The sequence below is a fragment of the Streptomyces sp. NPDC005070 genome (assembly GCF_053600395.1).
In genome coordinates this window covers 21,923-38,409 of sequence record NZ_JBSFZS010000032.1, presented here as the reverse complement: position 1 = coordinate 38,409, position 16,487 = coordinate 21,923, and the positions used below count along the sequence as shown (strand labels likewise).

Below are 16,487 nucleotides of genomic sequence, written 5' to 3'. Positions count from 1 at the left end.
GGGCGGCGGCGGGTTGCCGGAGTGTGGTCCCGGCAACCCCTACCGGCCTACTCCGCTTCGGCGTGCAGGCTCATCGGGCCGTAGATCTGCGTGCTGTCCTCGAAGAGGAACACCTGGTCGGCGCCACCCGCCAGAAGGTCCTTCCACACCTCACCGATCCAGGACTCGGCGTCGCCCTGGGTGGTGAACTCCTCGGGCTGCACCGCGGGTTGGACCTCTGTCCCGTCGGACTTCTCGAACCGCCACGTCCATGCCGCCATGTACGCCTCCAAGATGTGAGCACACTGCACAGCGGAAGCCGGACAAGATCCGTCTCCCGTCCGAAGCCTAGCCGGACGCGCAAGACGTCCGGGGACACGGAAAAATCGGCGGCGTGGAACTGACTCTGCTCGGCACCGGTGCCCCCGCGGGCCTGCCCCGCCCCGACTGTCCCTGCGCCGCCTGCGCGAGCGCGCTCGGCGAGGAGGCGCGGGCGGCCACCGCGCTGCTCGTGGACGGCACACTGCTGCTCGACCTCACACCCGGCGCCGCGTTCGCGGCGGCCCGCGCCGGGCACTCGCTGGGCGGCGTACGGCAGGTACTGCTCTCCCATCCGCACGACGGACCCGCCGTGGAGGTGCCGGCCGGGCTGCCGCAGCCCGGCCGGGTGCCCGACGGACGGGAGTTGGCGCTGCTGACGGGTCACCGGGTGCGGGCGGTGCCGATGGACGCGCCCGGCACGGGGTACGCGGTGACCGGCCCGGCCGGACAGCGGCTGCTGTACCTGCCGCCGGGCGCGGCCCCGGCGGGTCTGGACGAGAACGGCGAGGCCTACCACATGGTGCTCCTGGACGTCGTGGGGCGGCCGGACGCGCTGGCGAGGCTGCGCGCGGCCGGCGCGGTCGACCCGACGACGGACGTGATCGCGGTGCACCTCGACCACGACGTGCCCCCGGGGGCCGAGCTGCGCAGGCGGCTCGCCGCGGCGGGCGCGCGGGCCGTGCCCGACGGGACGACGCTCGACGTGGGTGTCTACGAGGACGTGCCCGACGTGCCGCGCAGGACGCTGGTGCTCGGCGGAGCGCGGTCGGGCAAGTCCGTGGAGGCGGAACGCCGGATGGAGGCCTTCGCCGATGTCCTGTACGTCGCCACGGGAGGGACGCGCGGCGGGGACTCCGAGTGGACGCAGCGGGTGAGGGTCCACCGTGAGCGGCGGCCCGGCTCCTGGGGGACCGTCGAGACCTGCGACCTGGTCCCCCTCCTCGCGGAGGACGGCCCGCCCCTGCTCGTCGACTGTCTCTCCCTGTGGCTGACGGACGCCATGGACGCGGTGAACGCCTGGGACGACGCCGAGTGGTCGGGGGGCGGTGAACGCGCCCTGCGCGCCCGCGTGGAGGAACTCGTCGCCGCTGTCCGCGACACCCGCCGCACGCTCGTCGCCGTCTCGAACGAGGTCGGCTCGGGCATCGTTCCGGCCACGGCGTCCGGACGCCGCTACCGCGACGAACTCGGCCGTCTGAACGCGGCCTTCGCCGGGGAGTGCGAGCACGTGCTGCTGGTGGTGGCGGGACAGGCCCTGACACTGCGGGGCTGACGGAGGAAGGCGGCGGTCCGGATCGCCCTCGCCGGCGGCGGCGGTTCGGTCCTCCTCGCGGGTGGCCGGGGTTCGGGCCTCCTCGCGGACGGCGGAGATTCAGTCCTCCTTGCGGGCGACGACGCGGTACGCGTTCGAGAAGCGGGTGCGGCGCAGCAGGGGAGCCAGCAGCCGGTCCAGCGCGGCGGCCGAGGCGAGGAGCGGGGCGGACGCCCGGCTCAGGGCCCGGCGCGTGGTCCGCTGGAGGGGCGTCGGCGGTGCCGGGCGCCAGGGGGAGTCGGGTCCGGGGAGGACGCGCCCGAGCGCCAGGGCGAGGGCGCCCGAGAGATCGTGGGGGATGTGCGGCTCGCGCCGGTCCGTGGCGACGACCACGCAGCCGAGGGCCTCCAGTTCGCCGAGCAGGTTGGGCAGCGGCATGAGGTGCAGATGGCGCGGCTGGCCGTACGCCGGCCACCATTTCCCGAGCAGCGCGCCGAACGCGCAGTCGGGGTCGGGCACTTCGACCAGGAGGTGCCCGCCGGGTCTCAACACCGCCAGCGCGGCGCGCAGTTCCTCGCGCGGTTCGGGGGTGTGCTCCAGGTGGTGGAGCATGCTCACGACGTCGTAGCGGGCGCGCAGCCGCTCGGCGATCCGCGGGTCGCTGAGCCGTCCGACGTGCGCCTCCTCCACCCGTCCCGCCGCCCGCGCCCGCTCGACGCGCCGGGTCGGGTCGAGGCCGTCGAAGGAGGTGTACGGGTGGACCTCCTTGGCCGCCGCCGGGAAGTGTCCGTGCCCGGTGCCGATGTCGAGCCAGCTCTCCGCTTCCCCGAAGGGCAGCAGGGCGCGGGCCGCCGCGAGGTGGCGTCCGGCTCCGCCGCGGGCACCGAGCAGCCGTTCGGCGAGGCCGTCGTGGGCGTCCTCGCGCACCTCCCGCCGGTAGAAGGCCAGGCCCTCGGCGGTGAGCCGGGGGTTCTGGAAGGCGTGGGCGCAGTCCCCGCACGCGTCGACGACGAACGTTCCCGGCTTGCGCTGGCGCAGATCCGGCGTCCGCAGGCGGGTGCGCAGGCGGTTCGAGCCGCACCACGGGCAGTCGGCCCGGCGTGGTTCATGGAACCGGGCGGTGCCCTGGGCGAGTTCGGCCGCGTAGGCGGCACGGCGTTCGGAGACCGGCTGCGGGGTGGGGGGCATGGACGCTCCTGTCGGGGACGAGCCGTACGACAATCCGATACAAACGGTACGTATGCGATGACGATCCAGAGCGCACCGACGTGGCGCGGACGCGTTCGATCAGTGCCGGTACTGTTCGGCGAATGAGCTCGCTTAATCTCGACGACTTCACCGATCTGATCGAGCGTCCCGACGGAGGCGTACGCCGTGACGCCGAGGCGTACCGGGAGCGCCGGACCGTGCCGCCCGGGGCGCTGGGCCGCCTCGACGACCTGGGTGAGTGGCTGGCGGCGGCACAGTCCGCGGTGCCGGTACGGCCGATCGAGCACCCGCGCGCCGTGCTGTTCGCCGGCGACCACGGCGTCGCCGCCCTCGGCGTGTCGGCGCGCCCCGCGGGCGAGGCCGGCCGGCTGGTGCGGGCGGTCCTGGAGGGCGGGAGCCCCGCGTCGGTGCTGGCCCGGGGGCTGGGCGTGCCCGTGCGCGTGATCGACATGTCGCTGGAGTCGGATCCCGAGGGGCTGCCCGACGAGGTCGTACGGCACCGGGTCCGGCGCGGTTCGGGGCGGATCGACGTCGAGGACGCGATGACCCTGGAGGAGGCCGAGGCCGCGTTCCGGGCCGGCGTGGCCATCGCCGACGAGGAGGCGGACTCCGGTACGGATCTGGTGGTGCTCGGCGACATCAGCGTGGGCGGGACCACGGCGGCGGCCACCCTGGTCGCGGCGCTGTGCGGGACCGACGCGTCCGTCGTGACCGGGCGGGGCGGGCAGGCCATCGACGACCTCGCGTGGATGCGCAAGTGTGCCGCGGTGCGCGACGCGCTGCGGCGGGCGCGGCCCGTGCTCGGGGACCAGCTTCAGCTTCTGGCGACGGTGGGCGGGCCCGATCTGGCGGCGATGACCGGGTTCCTGCTGCAGAGCGCGGTGCGCAAGATGCCGGTGATCCTCGACGGTGTGGTGTCGGCGGCGTGCGCGCTGGTCGGTCAGCGGGTCGCCTTCCGGGCGCCGGACTGGTGGCTGGCGGGGCAGCGGAGCGGGGAGCCGGCGCAGGCGAAGGCGTTGGACCGGATGGCTCTGGAGCCGTTGCTCGATCATGGGGTGACCGTGGGCGAGGGGGCGGGGGCGCTGCTCGCGCTGCCGTTGGTCCAGGCCGCGGCGCGTCTTGCGGCGGAGTTGCCGGAGGCCGCTGTTCCGGCGGCGGAGGAAACCCCGGAGAAGTCCTCGGAGCCCGAGTCCGGCTCCGGGCCCGATGCAGATTCCGGGCCCGAGGCCGAGGCCGATGCTGATTCCGGACCCGACTCCGAGCCCGGCACCGCGTCCGAGCCCACCCCGAGCCCCGGCTCCGAGGCGTAGCCCCGGCGGGGTTCCGGCCGGAGTTCGCGCCCAGGTCGGGTTCCGGCTCCGGTCGGGGGCGTCGCCAAGACCTTCTCTCGCCCCCTCCGCCCCTACCCGACCCCGGGGCTCCGCCCCGGACCCCGCTCCTCAAACGCCGGAGGGGCTGAAATTTCCCCGCGCCCGAAAAGGGGCCGGAGGGGCTGAGTTTTTCGTGTGGCTGACAGGAATCTCCCCCAGGGACTCAATGACCTCTTAGTACTGTTCTTGCCCCATATCATCCCGTTTTATGGGAGATGTCGGGATTGCCGTTGCCGTTGAGCAGGAGCGGGCTTCGGGGCGTCGGAGTGACGGGGAACGGCGGTCCACGGCCGGCTCCCGGCGGGCCGCCGCCCTGGCCGTCTGGTACCTGCGCGCGGTCACGTTCATCAACTTTCTGAGCGCCGCCTGGGTCTCCCTCGGACAGGACGTGCGACGGCACAACACCGAGAACTACTTCACGCCCTACCTGCTGACCGCCGGCTTCGCCTCCGGTGTGTTCACGATGTTCCTGGCCACCACGATGCGGCGGCGCAAGCGGGCCGCGTGGATCCTCAACTCCGTGCTCGGCGGGCTGTTCCTGCTGCTGTTCGGCGTCGCGATGGCGTTCCCGGAGATCCGCCAGTACGCGCAGAACTGGGTCTCGCTCGCACTGACGGCGGCCTTCGTGGGCTCCCTGGCCGTCGGCCGCCGGGAGTTCTACGCCAAGGGCGACCGGTCGAACCCGAAGCTCGCGGCGGCCGTCGCGATCGGCGGGCTCCTGGTCACCTCGCTGCTCGCCGCGCTGCTGGTCACCGTCACCAACGACGCGCACGACGCGCACCGTTCGACCTTCCTGGACCGCTGGCGCTACGGCACGCTGCGGCTCGTCTCGGTCGCCGCCGACGACTCCCACTACCCCGGGATCGCCACCCCGAACTGGGTCAACGTCAGCGTCAACGTGCTCAGCACCCTGCTGGTCCTCGCCGTCCTCTATGCCGCGTTCCGCTCCCGCCGCGCCGTCGACCCGCTCACCGAGGACGACGAGAAACGGCTGCGCGCGCTGCTGGAGCGCAACGGCGACCGGGACTCGCTGGGCTACTTCTCACTGCGCCGGGAGAAGAGCGTGGTCTGGTCGCCCACCGGCAAGGCGGCGGTGGCGTACCGGGTGGTGGGCGGGGTCTCCCTGGCGAGCGGTGACCCCATCGGGGACCCCGAGGCCTGGCCCGGCGCCATCGAACCCTGGCTCGCCGAGGCCCGGGAGCACGGCTGGATCCCGGCGGTGATGGGCGCGAGCGAGGAGGCGGGCACCGTCTACTCCCGGCACGGCCTCGACGCCCTGGAGCTGGGCGACGAAGCCCTCGTCGAGACGGCCGAGTTCACCCTGGAGGGACGGGCGATGCGCACCGTCCGGCAGGCCTACAACCGGGTCGGGCGGGCCGGGTACCGGGTGCGCATCCGACGGCACGAGGACATCCCGGCCGCCGAGATGACGTATCTGCTCCGGCGCGCGGACGACTGGCGCGACGGCGCGACCGAGCGCGGTTTCAGCATGGCGCTGGGACGACTCGGCGACCCCGAGGACGGGCGCTGCGTGATGCTCGAATGCACCGACGCCGAGGGCGACTTGAGGGCGGTGCTGTCCTTCGTGCCCTGGGGTCCCGGCGGGCTCTCCCTCGACCTGATGCGGCGCGACCGCGACGCGGAGAACGGGCTCATGGAGTTCATGGTGATCGAACTCCTGCGGCGCGCCCGGGAGATCGGGATCACCCAGGTCTCGCTCAACTTCGCGATGTTCCGTTCGGTCTTCGAACGTGGGGCGCGTCTCGGCGCGGGTCCGGTGCTGCGGCTGTGGCGTTCGCTGCTCAGCTTCTTCTCCCGCTGGTGGCAGATCGAGTCGCTGTACCGGGCCAACGCCAAGTACCGGCCCATCTGGGAACCGCGGTTCCTGCTGTTCGAGAAGAGCGCGGACCTGCTGCGCATCGGGGTCGCGTCCGCGCGCGCCGAGGGGTTCCTGGAGGCGCCCGGCCTGCCGAAGTGGCTGCACCGCAGGCACCTGGAGTCGCACCGATGACACCGGCCGGGGCCGGCGCGAGGAGAGCCGCGGGGACGACCGGATGACGGCACTCGCCCGCTGGGCCCGCGCCGAGTGGGGCCCGCTGTACGCGACCGTGCGCCGGGCCCTGCGGGCGAGGGGGTGGCGGGCGGTCCCGATGACCCTCGGCGCGGTGTGCCTGACGGCCGTCCTCCAGTTCGTCCAGAACCAGTCCTGGGGCTACCGGCTGGTGCAGGACGCGGGTGCCGTCCGGGCCGAGGACCCGCTGTGGCTCGCCCTGGTCCGCACCCCGCTGTCCCTGTTCGTGCCGGCGCTGGATCTGCCCGTGTGGGGCGCGCTCGCGCAGATCCTGATCGTCTTCGGGATCGCCGAGATCTGTCTGGGGTGGTGGCGCACCCTCGTCGTCGCGTACGTCGCCACGCTGGCCGGGACGCTGTACGCCCGCGTCGGCATCGCGCTCGGACCGCACGCGCCTCTGGGGCTGCCCGGGGCGGACGCGCTGGTCGTCGACACCGGTCCGTCGGCGGCGGTGGTGGGCCTCGCGGTGTTCCTGGGCTGGCGCTACCGGGCGTACGCGACGGCGGCGATCGTGACCGGGGCGATGGTGGCCGAGGTGATCGTCAAGGACAACCTGGCGGGCAAGGAGCACCTGGCGGCGATCGCCGCGGTACTGGTGGTGTGCGCTCTGTCCGCCGCGCGTCACCGCCGTTCGGACAGGGAGCGGGCGGGGGCGGGGTCGGGTTTGCCGCCGATCCACTCCTGAAGCCTGCGGGCGGGGCCCGACCAGCGGCGGTCGTGCCGGTACGCGCGCAGCCTGGCCTTGGCGCGGGCGCGCGGCCGGTTCCGGTAGAAGCGCTTGGCCCAGGGCGAGGCGGGCTTGGCCAGTCGGACGGCTCCGATGAAGGCGATGAAGGGCACGATCACTCCGAAGATCGCCATGCGGGCCTTGCCCTTGCTCAGGGTGAGCAGCGCGAAGAAGAAGTTGAGGGCGATGGTCGCGATCGCGCTCACGCGGCTCTGCGCCTCCTGGTCGCTGACGTCGTTGACGCCGAACGGTGAGAAGCCGCTGAGCATCAGGCCGACGAGGGCCGCCGTGACCACCACGACCTCGACGCTCTTGCGGCCGTCATCGGTCCAGTAGACGTCGTCGAGGTGCAGGATCAGCGCGAACTCGTCGAGTACGAGGCCCGTTCCGACACCGAAGACCACGGCGCTCACGCAGGGCCAGAAGCCGTGGCGGCTGCCGGCGACCGCGCCGAAGCCGCCGATCACCGTGAGCACGACTCCGGGGACCACGTGGTGGATGTGCAGATCACCGGCCTTGACGTTGCCGAAGGGCCCTTTGCCGGCGCGGATCATCCGCACGACGGCGCGGGTGACCACGAAGGTCACGACGAACGAGGCCAGCGCCAGAAACAGGGGGAGCTTCCCGGGCTCGACGATGTTCCGATTCAACCAATGACCCATATGCGAACTTTATCCAGCACCGCTGTATCCGCCCTCCGGGCGTCCGGATAGCCTGCGCCGATGTCCAAGACCGCCTCCGGCGCCTCCCTGCCCGACAGTCTCCGCTTCGCCTTCGGCACCCTCACCGTGCTCCCGGTGAACGTGACCCGCTGGGACCGTGCCGCGGCGCGCGGCGGCATGCTGTGCGCCCCCCTGGCCGGTCTGGTGGTGGGGGCGGGCGCGGCGCTGGCCGGTGTGGCCCTGCTGGCCATGGGTGCGGGCCCGCTGCTCGCGGCCGTGGCCACCGCCTCCGTACCGGCCGCGCTGACCCGGGGTCTGCACCTCGACGGTCTCGCCGACACCGCCGACGGACTGGGCAGCGGAAAACCGGCCGAGGACGCGCTGCGGATCATGAAGCAGTCGGACATCGGGCCGTTCGGCGTGATCACCCTCGTGTTCGTCCTGCTCGCCCAGGTGGCGGCACTCGCCCAGGCGTACGAGGTCTCGTGGGGCCGGGGTGTCCTCGCGGCCGTCGTCTCGGCGGCCGCGGCCCGCCTCGCCCTCACTCTGGCCGCCCGCACCGGGGTGCCCGCGGCCCGCCCCGGGGGGCTGGGCGCGGCGGTCGCGGGCACCGTGCCGGTGTGGGGCGCGCTGCCGGTGGCGGCGGCCGTGACCGGGGCGGCGGCGGGCGCGGGCGCGCTCGTCGGGACGTACGACGTCGTGCGCGCCGCGATGGCGGTGGTGCTGTCCGTCCTGACCGCCGAACTGCTGCTGCGGCACTGCACCAGGCGCTTCGGCGGTGTCACCGGCGATGTGTTCGGCGGTCTCGCGGAGACGGCGGCGACGACCGCGCTCGTGGTGCTCTCGCTGGGCTGATCACCGCGTTCACGGGGTGGGGGCCAGCCCGTGGGGCAGGGTGCCCCAGGGATGGTCTCCGGTGCCGGGGACGGCGCAGAAGAGTCCGGCACCCCGTTCCCGGGCGAGCGCCGCCGTGTCGACGCCGGCGGGCGCCGCGTGGACGAGATGACACAGGCCCACGCCGGTGCCCGTCCACGGCGGCGGGGGCTTCCTCCGGTAGGTGGCCCAGGTGCCCTCGAAGGTGACGAGGGCGTCGGCGACACGGGCGTACGAAGGGTGCGGTGCCGTGCCGTGGTTGAGGACGAGGGTGCCGCCGTCCCGTCCCCGGACCGCGGTCGCCAGCCGCCGGTAGTAGCCCACCTCGCCCTCCGCCGCGGCCACCTGGTCCAGGAAGACGCCGTCGGTGCCGAACCAGTCGCGGTGGCGGGCCAGTTCGCCCTGGACGTCCCCGAGCGGCCTGCGCCCGTAATCCGTGTCGACGTACCCGAGGACCCGGACGTCCGCCGCGCGCAGCCGGGCGGCGACCGCCGCGAACCCCGGGTCGGGGCGGTCGCCGGGTCCACTGGCGGGGTTGAGCACCACGCCGTACAGCCGGGGCGCGGCGGCGACGAGCGCGTCCCACTCGGCCGGGCGGACGGCGGGGTGTTCGTAGTACGGGACGAGGAGGGTCTTCACCGGTGGGCCGTCACCTTTCCCAGCCGGGCGCAGACGAGCAGGGTCTGTGCGCCCGCCGCCGCGCCGCAGGCGATCAGGCCCACCCAGTGCGCGTCGCCCGTGTGCGTGGCGAGGGCCGCGGTCTGGGCGACCGCGGCGGCACAGACGACGGCGGCGGTGCCGGTGACGGCACCGAAGGACTGGAGCAGCAGCCCGGTCCACATGACCACCCCCAGCAGGAGCAGTCCGCCGAGCCTGACCGCGTCCGCGGCGGCGGGCGCGTGCGGCCACAGCGCGGAGACGCCGAGGCCGAGCACGAGCAGCGCGGCGAGGTAGCCGGTCAGGCACCTCAGGAGCGCGCCGGCGGTGACCCGCCGGAAACTCCTCGCCGAGGTGCTGGAGCGCAGTCCGGCGAGGCTGCCGCTGCGGAAGCGGAAGAGCAGCCACTCGGCGGGGCCCATGCTGAGGGTCAGGGCGACCGCGGCCGGCGCGGCGGCCGCCCCCCGCGCTCCGGTCAGGACGTCGCCGAGCGCCGCGTACAGCACGAGGACACCGCTGCCGAGCCCGAAGAGCGCGTACGCGAGGGTTCCGGCGTGCCGGCGCGGGGCGGACCGGCGGGCGCGCAGCCGTGCGGCGAGGACGGCGACGCGGCCCGGAGCCGTCACCCGTTTCCCCGTGGCCGGCCGGCCCGCGGAGGCCGGCCGTGGGGCACCGGCCCGTGCGGACGGCTCGGCGCCGCCCCGCAGGGTGCCGTACGGCAGCAGCGCGATCAGTCCCGCGCCCCAGCTTCCCTCCCCCAGATCCCTTACCGCCGGCGCCACTTCGAGGAGTCCGAGCAGGGCGACCGCCACGAGGGAGCCGAGGAGCAGGGCCACGCGGGCCAGGTCGGGGACCGGGTGGAACACGGTGAGGGCCGCGCCCGCCGTCATGGGGGCCAGGGCGGCGAGCAGTGTGCGTTCCCTGCCCATGACCAGCAGAACGGTGGCCGCGCCGAGGTAGCCGGACTGCCCCGCGGCGAAGGCGACGGCGCCCCGGCCGGCCGATCCCGCCGCCGCGAGGGCCACCAGGGAACCGAGCAGGACACCGACCGGGGTGCCGACGAGCAGGGCGCGGCGGGCGGCCGCGCGGTCGCCGAGCCCCATCCAGGTGTACGCGCGGTGGGCGAGCCCCTGGTTCCAGGTCCAGCCGCACAGCGCCCCGGCGAGCATCGGAACGGTCCCGGCCGGGAGTCCGAACGCGCCCCTCGGCCCCGCGAGGAGCGGTGCGGCGAGGACGTAGCCGAGGCCGGGGAGGGCGAAGACGACGCCGCGCAGGAGGCAGCCGATCAGACCGGTCACCCAGGGATCGGGGGCCGGCGCGTCCGGTTCGGGATAGCCCCGGTCGACCCGCCGGAACAACTCCTCGGCGAGGGCGAAGGAGTTGGTGACTCCGTACCGTTCGCGGATCTGGTCGTCGGAGAGGCCGTCGGACTCGAGGAGCGCGGCCACCTCGTCGGGATGGACGGCCGCGGTGACGGACTCCGTGAGTTCGGCGGCGAGTTCGTCGATCGGGTCGGGCCGTCCCCAGCTCGCCGGGCGGCGCTGGCTCGGCACCAGGGGACGGGTGGCCTCGTGCGCTCCGGGCTGGGTGCGCAAGGAGCCGCTCACCAGCCGGTCCCGTCCGTGGCGACGGCCTGGTACCAGGGGTCGCGCAGTTCGAGGGTCCAGTCGTCGACGGTCTCCACGGCGGGCTCGTACACCGTGGGCCGCCCGGCCAGTTCCTGGTAGACGGTCCTGAACGCGTCGACGGAACGGCGCAGCGTGAACCGGTCGATGACCCTCTGGCGGGACAGCTCGCCGAGATCCAGGCGCCGTTCCTCGTCCCGCAGCAGGGCGAGGGCGGCGGCGGCCATCTTCTCCGGTTCGCGCGGCGGAACGACGATGCCGGTGTCGCCGACGGCCTCCCGGACCCCGCCCACGTCCGTGGAGACCGTCGTACGGCCGCAGGACATGGCTTCGATGATCGAGAACGGGAAGCCCTCCGAGATCGAGGACAGCATGACGACATGGCCGGCCGCGTAGGCGCGCCACACCTCGGTGATACGGCCCTCGAAGGTCAGCCCGTCGGTGACGCCCAGTTCGGCGGCGAGCTTCTCCAGGCGGGTGCGGTACGCCTCTCCGCCGGGCGGTACCGGACCGAACAGCCGCAGCCGGGTCTCGGGCAGTTCGGCGCGCACCATGGCGTACGCGCGCAGGAGGGTCTCCAGGTCCTTGATGGGGTCGACCCGGCCGCACCAGGTGAGGGTGGGCACGGCGGGTTCGGGTCCCGCGTGCGGGAAGGCGTGCGGGTCGACGCCGTTGTAGACCGTACGGATCCGGTCCCCGTCGGCGCCGCCGCGCTCCTCCCAGCGGCGGTTGTACTGGTTGCAGGGGGTGATGAGGTCGGCGGCGCGGTAGCCGAGGGAGTTCAGCTCGCGGTAGAAGCCGAGCATGAACGCCTTGACGGGCCAGCGCTGTTCGGCGCCGCGGTAGCCGAGGTAGCGCTCGCGCAGATAGATGCCGTGCTCGGTGAGCAGGAACGGGACCCCGTCCAGGTGGTGCGCGACGAGGGCGGGCAGCGTGGCGAGGCCGCTGCTGACCGCGTGGGCGACGGAGTCCTCGGGGATCCGGACGCCGAGCGGACGCAGCGCGTGTTCCAGCAGGTCCGTCGCGGTGAGCGCGTCGTGCACGGTGGGCCGGGCGGCGGCCGTCGGCAGATGCGGCATGGTCCAGATCCACATCAGCGAGCGCAGCGCCGCTTCGCCGCGCAGGGCGGCCGAGAGGCGTCCGTCGCGGGCGAGCGCGGCCAGTTCGAACAGGGCGTCGCCGAAGTCCTCGGCCGAGTCGGGGTCGAGGAAGGAGAGCAGGAAGCGTTCGTAGATCTCGGCGAAGCGGCGCTGGGCGCGGCCCAGCGGCGGGCGCCCCCGGCCGGGGCGCGGCCCCCAGGTCGGTACGCGGGTGTGCCGGTAGACGTTGGGCGGCAGCTCCCAGGTCACGGGTTCGCGGCCGCTGCCGGTGAGCGAGACGATGTGGAAGTCGACCTCCGGCATGCCCTTGACCAACTGGTCGCACCAGGTGCTGACCCCGCCGTGGACATGTGGGTAGGTGCCTTCGGTGAGCATGGTGACATGACGGCCGGTGCGCATCATGCGTGGTTCCCCCCTGGGACTGTTTCTTCCGGAGAGCCCCCCCGGCTCCCCGTCGCACGGCTCACGAGCGCACCCCGGCCGGTCGGGCCGGGGTGCGCGTCGCGAGCCGCGATGCCGCCGTGCTTACGCGGGCAGGTTCAGCTTGACCGCGGACTGAAGAAGCTCCGGCTTGGTCCAGTCGTTGCGCGCTCCCGCGTAGGCCGTCCCGAACGGGGTGGTGCCGACCAGGAGTTGCTTCGTGGTCCCCGCGGGCGCGGTCACCGGGATCTGCGTCCCCGACGGGGCGGTGACGGTGACCTGGTTGCCGACGCGGTAGGCCGTGACCTTGCCGCTCGCCAGGGCGGTCTGCCAGTCGGTACGGCGCTGCAGTTCGGTGCCGATGGCGCTCTGGCGGGGGTTCTGCAGCGGGGTGTTGTCGGCGTAGATCGCCTTGTAGTCGGCGAGCACCTTGTCCAGGACCGGGTAGAGGATGCGGCCCTCGGCCAGGTTGGACTGGTGGACGTAGTGCGGACGCGGGTCGTTGCCGATGGCGTGCCCGAGCGCGGTGCGCGCCTCGGCCGGGACGATGTAGTCGGCGTAGCCGGTGGCCGTGTTCAGCGGGGCCGACAGGCAGGTGGACGTCGCGTTGTTCTCGCACACGCCGCTGCCGCCGGCGGCCTTCGAGGTGTAGATGTAGTTGTACTCGTCGGCCATCTCCTGGGGTGTGCCGGTGTTGTAGTAGATGTTCATCGGGTAGCGGGGGACGGTCGTCACGCCGTTGCCGACCGAACGCTGCTCGGGCTCACGGGAGTTGTCGGACCCGGTCCACTTGACGCCGTTCTCGGACGTGGCGCGTGCGAGGTTCGGGTTGTCGACGGGCTGCTGGGGCAGCGTCTTGAGGCCCGAGTGCTCGCCGGTCACCAGCTCGGTGCGGTCGGTGGACAGGCCGTGGGAAGCCGCCCAGTCGTTGTTGTCCGAGATCTGCTCGGAGATGTCGGCCCGGCTCACGTACTTCGTGGTGCCGTTGGTGTTCTTCGCGCAGGTCCAGGGGACGGTCGTGGTGTCCTGGACGCAGCCGAGGAACAGGTGCGTGTAGGTGTGGTTCATCCAGCGGAACTTGGCCTTGTCGGCGAGCAGCCGGTCCGTGAGGGCGTCGGTGCCGCCGTTCTCGGTCTTCCACTCCTCGCCCGCGCCGGCGTTGAAGACCATGTCCAGCGTGAATCCGCGGTCGGCCTCCCACTGGGCGGCGTAGGCGGCGTCGGCCGCGGTCATCCGGATCGGCGTGGTGGTGTCCTCGCCGTCGCTGCCCGCGCAGTCGATGTCGCCGGGGGTGCAGTTGCGCTCGGAGTCCCAGCGGGCGTCGGGCGCGAAGACGTCGTCGACGTGGACGGAGAAGTAGTTCCTGGCCTGCCCGAGGTGGACTCCCTGGGTGAGCCATTCGACGATTCCGCGCGCCAGGACCTTGAACTGCTTCTGGTACTGGTTGTACGCGAAGGTCACCACGAGTTCGCGGCGCCCGTCGTGCTCGTACTGCCCGAGCATCGAACCGCCGCTGGGCGCGTTCAGGTAGCTGGTGAACCCGTCCCTCGGGTGGGCCGCGTAGCCGTAGGTCTCCTGCACGGCCGGGTCGTTGTCCTCGAAGGTCAGGGGTCCGTCGAGGTAGCGGAACGGGCCGGTCGTGCCCGCCGCGGTGATCTGGGTGGTCCGGCCGTCCAGCACGCCGGACCAGCCGCCGTTCTGGTCGGTGTAGTCGAGACCGACCTCGGGGTGGGCCCACGTGTAGGCGTCGACCTGCGGGATGCCGAACGTCTTCTCGTAGGTCTCCAGGGCGGTCTGTTCGGCCGAACCCGCGCCGAAAGGCGCCTCGTTCGGCAGGACGACGCCCTGGTACTTGGCGCGCGGGGCGCCGTTCACGGTGTCGCTCAGGAACGTCGCGTTGATGGTCGGACGGTTCGCGTCACCCAGGTTGACCGTGGTGTACGGGACACCCTCGTTCCTCAGTTCGGTGGTGATGGCTCCGACCTGGCCCGCGCCGTTGTCGACGACCAGGACCTTGAGATCGATCCGCGGCGTCGGCGCCGCGGCCGCGCCGGGTGCCCCCATGCCCAGCGCCAGGAGTCCGGCGGCCCCCAGGACGGCAGCCGTCCCTCTCCACCGATGCAGACTCTGTGCCATATGTAGCTTTCTCCCCCTCGAGCATCCCCCACGGGTGGAAACCATGGGGAATCTGTGGAAATCGTGCAAAGCAGTGGGCGGCGTGCCCACTGAACACGATGAGTGTGTCTCAGGTCACCGGGAGTGAGGGGCGGGAATACGGCACGGCGCCACCTGTGGGTGAACGTCCGTAGAAATGAGCGAAACCCGGCCCCGAGCGTAGGCTCGTCCCGGGTACTGGCCCGGCCCTTCGGGGGCCCCGGCAAGGACCGCCCCCGAGGACGGATCTAGGGTCAGCCGTCGGGCCCGGTCGACCCACCCCTTCTCGGCCACACGAACTTTCAATGGAAGCGGAGATCTCACCACCGTGACTGCTCTCACTCTCAGCACCGCCGCAGCGTCCGGTCTGCGGGCCGACGCGATCGTCGTCGGTGTCGCGAAGGGCCCCAAGGGCCCGGTCGTCGCACCGGGCGCCGAGGCCGTTGACAACGCCTACGACGGCGGGCTCGCCGGAATCCTGGAGACCCTCGGCGCCTCCGGCTCCGAGGGCGAGGTGACCAAGCTGCCCGCGCCGTCCGGATTCAAGACCCCCGTCGTGGTGGCCGTCGGCCTGGGAGCGGTCCCCGAGGACGAGGCCGGCTACGACGCCGAGACGCTGCGCCGCGCGGCCGGTGTCGCCGCCCGCGCGCTCGCCGGTGCCAAGAAGGCCGCGTTCGCGCTGCCGGTCTCGGACGCCGCCGACGCCGGTGCCGTCGCCGAGGGCGCCCGCCTGGGCGCGTACGGCTTCGACGCCTACAAGGAGACGGGCCGCAACGAGGCCGCCAAGGGCCGCAAGGGTCCCCTCGGTGAGGCGACCGTCCTCGGCGGCAAGCCCCGCGACGCGGCCTACAAGGCGGCCCTCGCGCGCGCCACCGCCGTGACCGAGGAGCTCAACCGCGCCCGCGACCTCGTCAACACCCCGCCGAACGACCTCAACCCGGAGTCCTTCGCCGCTGTCGCCACCGCGGCCGGCAAGGAGCACGGCATCAAGGTGCAGGTGCTCGACGAGAAGGCCCTGGCCAAGGGCGGCTTCGGTGGCATCCTCGGCGTCGGCTCCGGCTCGGCCGCCGGTCCCCGCCTGGTGAAGCTGTCGTACACCTCCTCGAAGGCCACGAAGCACCTCGCCTTCGTCGGCAAGGGCATCACCTACGACTCGGGCGGCATCTCGCTGAAGCCCGCCGGTCACAACGAGACGATGAAGTGCGACATGGCCGGCGCCGCCGCGGTCTTCGCCGCCGTGGTCACCGCCGCGCGTCTCGGCCTGGAGGTCAACGTCACCGGCTGGCTCGCGCTCGCCGAGAACATGCCGTCCGGCTCCGCCACCCGTCCGGGTGACGTCCTGCGCATGTACAGCGGCAAGACCGTCGAGGTCCTGAACACCGACGCCGAGGGCCGGCTGGTCCTGGCGGACGCGCTGTGGAAGGCGTCCGAGGAGAAGCCGGACGCGATCGTCGACGTGGCGACGCTGACCGGCGCGATGGTGCTGGCGCTCGGCAACCGCACCTTCGGCGTGATGGCCAACGACGACGCGTTCCGTGGCGCGATCGTCGAGGCCGCCGAGGAGGTCGGCGAGGAGTCCTGGCCGATGCCGCTGCCCGAGCACCTGCGCAAGGGCATGGACTCCCCCACCGCCGACATCGCCAACATGGGCGAGCGCATGGGCGGCGGCCTGGTCGCCGGTCTGTTCCTGCGCGAGTTCGTGGGCGAGGGCATCACCTGGGCGCACCTGGACATCGCGGGCCCCGCCTTCAACGAGGCCGGTCCGTTCGGCTACACCCCCAAGGGCGGCACCGGTTCCGCGGTCCGCACCCTGGTCCGCCTCGCCGAGCTGACGGCGGCCGGCGACCTGGGCTGAGCCCTCGTACGGCACACCGGCCCCGGGCGTCACCGCGCCCGGGGCCGCTCGTATGGCCGAACCGGGGTTTCGCCCACGACGAAATCCGCAGGTTCACCCGGCTCCGCACCCCGTCGACGTGATGGATCAGACGTCCCACACACCGGCCCGGCGTCTCGCTCGCCCCCGACAAGTGCGAAGATGGGTTCTCGGCAGGACAGGGCCCCCACCAC

13 protein-coding genes are annotated in these 16,487 nt (G+C 73.1%); 6 read left to right on the top strand and 7 right to left on the bottom strand.

The genetic code is table 11. The features are described from left to right. Positions 1-47 precede the first annotated feature (47 nt). Entirely contained in the window at positions 48-260 is a 213-nt protein-coding gene (locus ACWEBX_RS13640; RefSeq protein ID WP_361691930.1) for a hypothetical protein, read from the bottom strand. A gap of 113 nt (positions 261-373) precedes the next feature. Between ACWEBX_RS13640 and ACWEBX_RS13635 the strand changes: the two genes are divergently transcribed. Next, complete coding sequence (locus ACWEBX_RS13635; protein ID WP_451885038.1) at positions 374-1,573, top strand: bifunctional adenosylcobinamide kinase/adenosylcobinamide-phosphate guanylyltransferase; 1,200 nt, start codon at positions 374-376, stop codon at positions 1,571-1,573. 99 nt (positions 1,574-1,672) lie between these two features. Here the strand turns inward: ACWEBX_RS13635 and ACWEBX_RS13630 are convergent, their stop codons facing one another. Beyond that, on the bottom strand, positions 1,673-2,740 hold the full coding sequence (locus tag ACWEBX_RS13630) for a class I SAM-dependent methyltransferase (protein ID WP_451885037.1): 1,068 nt from the start codon (positions 2,738-2,740) through the stop codon (positions 1,673-1,675). A gap of 122 nt (positions 2,741-2,862) precedes the next feature. On the opposite strand from ACWEBX_RS13630, the gene cobT reads away from it, so the two are divergent. The 3 genes from cobT (at position 2,863) to ACWEBX_RS13615 (ending at position 6,887) form a co-directional block, all read left to right on the top strand. Next, on the top strand, positions 2,863-4,071 hold the full coding sequence (gene cobT / locus ACWEBX_RS13625) for a nicotinate-nucleotide--dimethylbenzimidazole phosphoribosyltransferase (protein WP_451885036.1): 1,209 nt from the start codon (positions 2,863-2,865) through the stop codon (positions 4,069-4,071). A 268-nt stretch (positions 4,072-4,339) separates the two neighbouring features. Continuing rightward, on the top strand, positions 4,340-6,142 hold the full coding sequence (locus ACWEBX_RS13620) for a phosphatidylglycerol lysyltransferase domain-containing protein (RefSeq protein WP_451885035.1): 1,803 nt from the start codon (positions 4,340-4,342) through the stop codon (positions 6,140-6,142). A 43-nt stretch (positions 6,143-6,185) separates the two neighbouring features. Continuing rightward, positions 6,186-6,887 carry a hypothetical protein gene (locus ACWEBX_RS13615; protein ID WP_451885034.1) on the top strand — a complete coding sequence of 234 codons (702 nt, stop codon included), beginning with the start codon at positions 6,186-6,188 and terminating at the stop codon, positions 6,885-6,887. Here ACWEBX_RS13615 and ACWEBX_RS13610 read toward each other — a convergent pair. Beyond that, positions 6,824-7,591 (bottom strand): hypothetical protein, encoded by a 768-nt coding sequence (locus tag ACWEBX_RS13610; RefSeq protein ID WP_451885033.1) that lies wholly within the window; start codon positions 7,589-7,591, stop codon positions 6,824-6,826. The genes ACWEBX_RS13615 and ACWEBX_RS13610 overlap by 64 nt on opposite strands. Before the next feature lie 60 nt (positions 7,592-7,651). Between ACWEBX_RS13610 and ACWEBX_RS13605 the strand changes: the two genes are divergently transcribed. Beyond that, complete coding sequence (locus ACWEBX_RS13605; RefSeq protein ID WP_451885032.1) at positions 7,652-8,446, top strand: adenosylcobinamide-GDP ribazoletransferase; 795 nt, start codon at positions 7,652-7,654, stop codon at positions 8,444-8,446. A 9-nt stretch (positions 8,447-8,455) separates the two neighbouring features. Here ACWEBX_RS13605 and ACWEBX_RS13600 read toward each other — a convergent pair whose 3' ends face one another. From ACWEBX_RS13600 to ACWEBX_RS13585, 4 genes are all read right to left on the bottom strand, one after another. Continuing rightward, the gene (locus tag ACWEBX_RS13600; protein ID WP_451885031.1) at positions 8,456-9,103 is read right to left on the bottom strand and encodes a spherulation-specific family 4 protein; all 648 of its coding nucleotides are present in this window, start codon (positions 9,101-9,103) and stop codon (positions 8,456-8,458) included. Further along, complete coding sequence (locus ACWEBX_RS13595; RefSeq protein ID WP_451885030.1) at positions 9,100-10,728, bottom strand: hypothetical protein; 1,629 nt, start codon at positions 10,726-10,728, stop codon at positions 9,100-9,102. Before ACWEBX_RS13595 ends, ACWEBX_RS13600 begins: the two co-directional genes overlap by 4 nt. Further along, positions 10,725-12,248 carry a GT4 family glycosyltransferase PelF gene (gene pelF, locus ACWEBX_RS13590; protein WP_451885029.1) on the bottom strand — a complete coding sequence of 508 codons (1,524 nt, stop codon included), beginning with the start codon at positions 12,246-12,248 and terminating at the stop codon, positions 10,725-10,727. The genes ACWEBX_RS13595 and pelF overlap by 4 nt, the downstream gene beginning before the upstream one ends. A gap of 123 nt (positions 12,249-12,371) precedes the next feature. After that, entirely contained in the window at positions 12,372-14,402 is a 2,031-nt protein-coding gene (locus tag ACWEBX_RS13585) for a hypothetical protein (RefSeq protein WP_451885028.1), read from the bottom strand. A 346-nt stretch (positions 14,403-14,748) separates the two neighbouring features. On the opposite strand from ACWEBX_RS13585, the gene ACWEBX_RS13580 reads away from it, so the two are divergent. Then, positions 14,749-16,275: a leucyl aminopeptidase gene (locus ACWEBX_RS13580; RefSeq protein ID WP_451885027.1), complete on the top strand. Its 1,527-nt coding sequence runs from the start codon at positions 14,749-14,751 to the stop codon at positions 16,273-16,275. The last annotated feature ends 212 nt before the right edge of the window (positions 16,276-16,487 follow it).

What these genes read in the sequence shown, in the direction of transcription:
- ACWEBX_RS13620 (WP_451885035.1), top strand. Translation starts at nt 4,340, where the DNA reads ATGGGAGATGTCGGGATTGCCGTTGCCGTTGAGCAGGAGCGGGCTTCG.
- pelF (WP_451885029.1), bottom strand. Translation starts at nt 12,248, where the DNA reads ATGATGCGCACCGGCCGTCATGTCACCATGCTCACCGAAGGCACCTAC.
- ACWEBX_RS13615 (WP_451885034.1), top strand. Translation starts at nt 6,186, where the DNA reads ATGACGGCACTCGCCCGCTGGGCCCGCGCCGAGTGGGGCCCGCTGTAC.
- cobT (WP_451885036.1), top strand. Translation starts at nt 2,863, where the DNA reads ATGAGCTCGCTTAATCTCGACGACTTCACCGATCTGATCGAGCGTCCC.
- ACWEBX_RS13640 (WP_361691930.1), bottom strand. Translation starts at nt 260, where the DNA reads ATGGCGGCATGGACGTGGCGGTTCGAGAAGTCCGACGGGACAGAGGTC.
- ACWEBX_RS13610 (WP_451885033.1), bottom strand. Translation starts at nt 7,591, where the DNA reads ATGGGTCATTGGTTGAATCGGAACATCGTCGAGCCCGGGAAGCTCCCC.
- ACWEBX_RS13585 (WP_451885028.1), bottom strand. Translation starts at nt 14,402, where the DNA reads ATGGCACAGAGTCTGCATCGGTGGAGAGGGACGGCTGCCGTCCTGGGG.
- ACWEBX_RS13630 (WP_451885037.1), bottom strand. Translation starts at nt 2,740, where the DNA reads ATGCCCCCCACCCCGCAGCCGGTCTCCGAACGCCGTGCCGCCTACGCG.
- ACWEBX_RS13605 (WP_451885032.1), top strand. Translation starts at nt 7,652, where the DNA reads ATGTCCAAGACCGCCTCCGGCGCCTCCCTGCCCGACAGTCTCCGCTTC.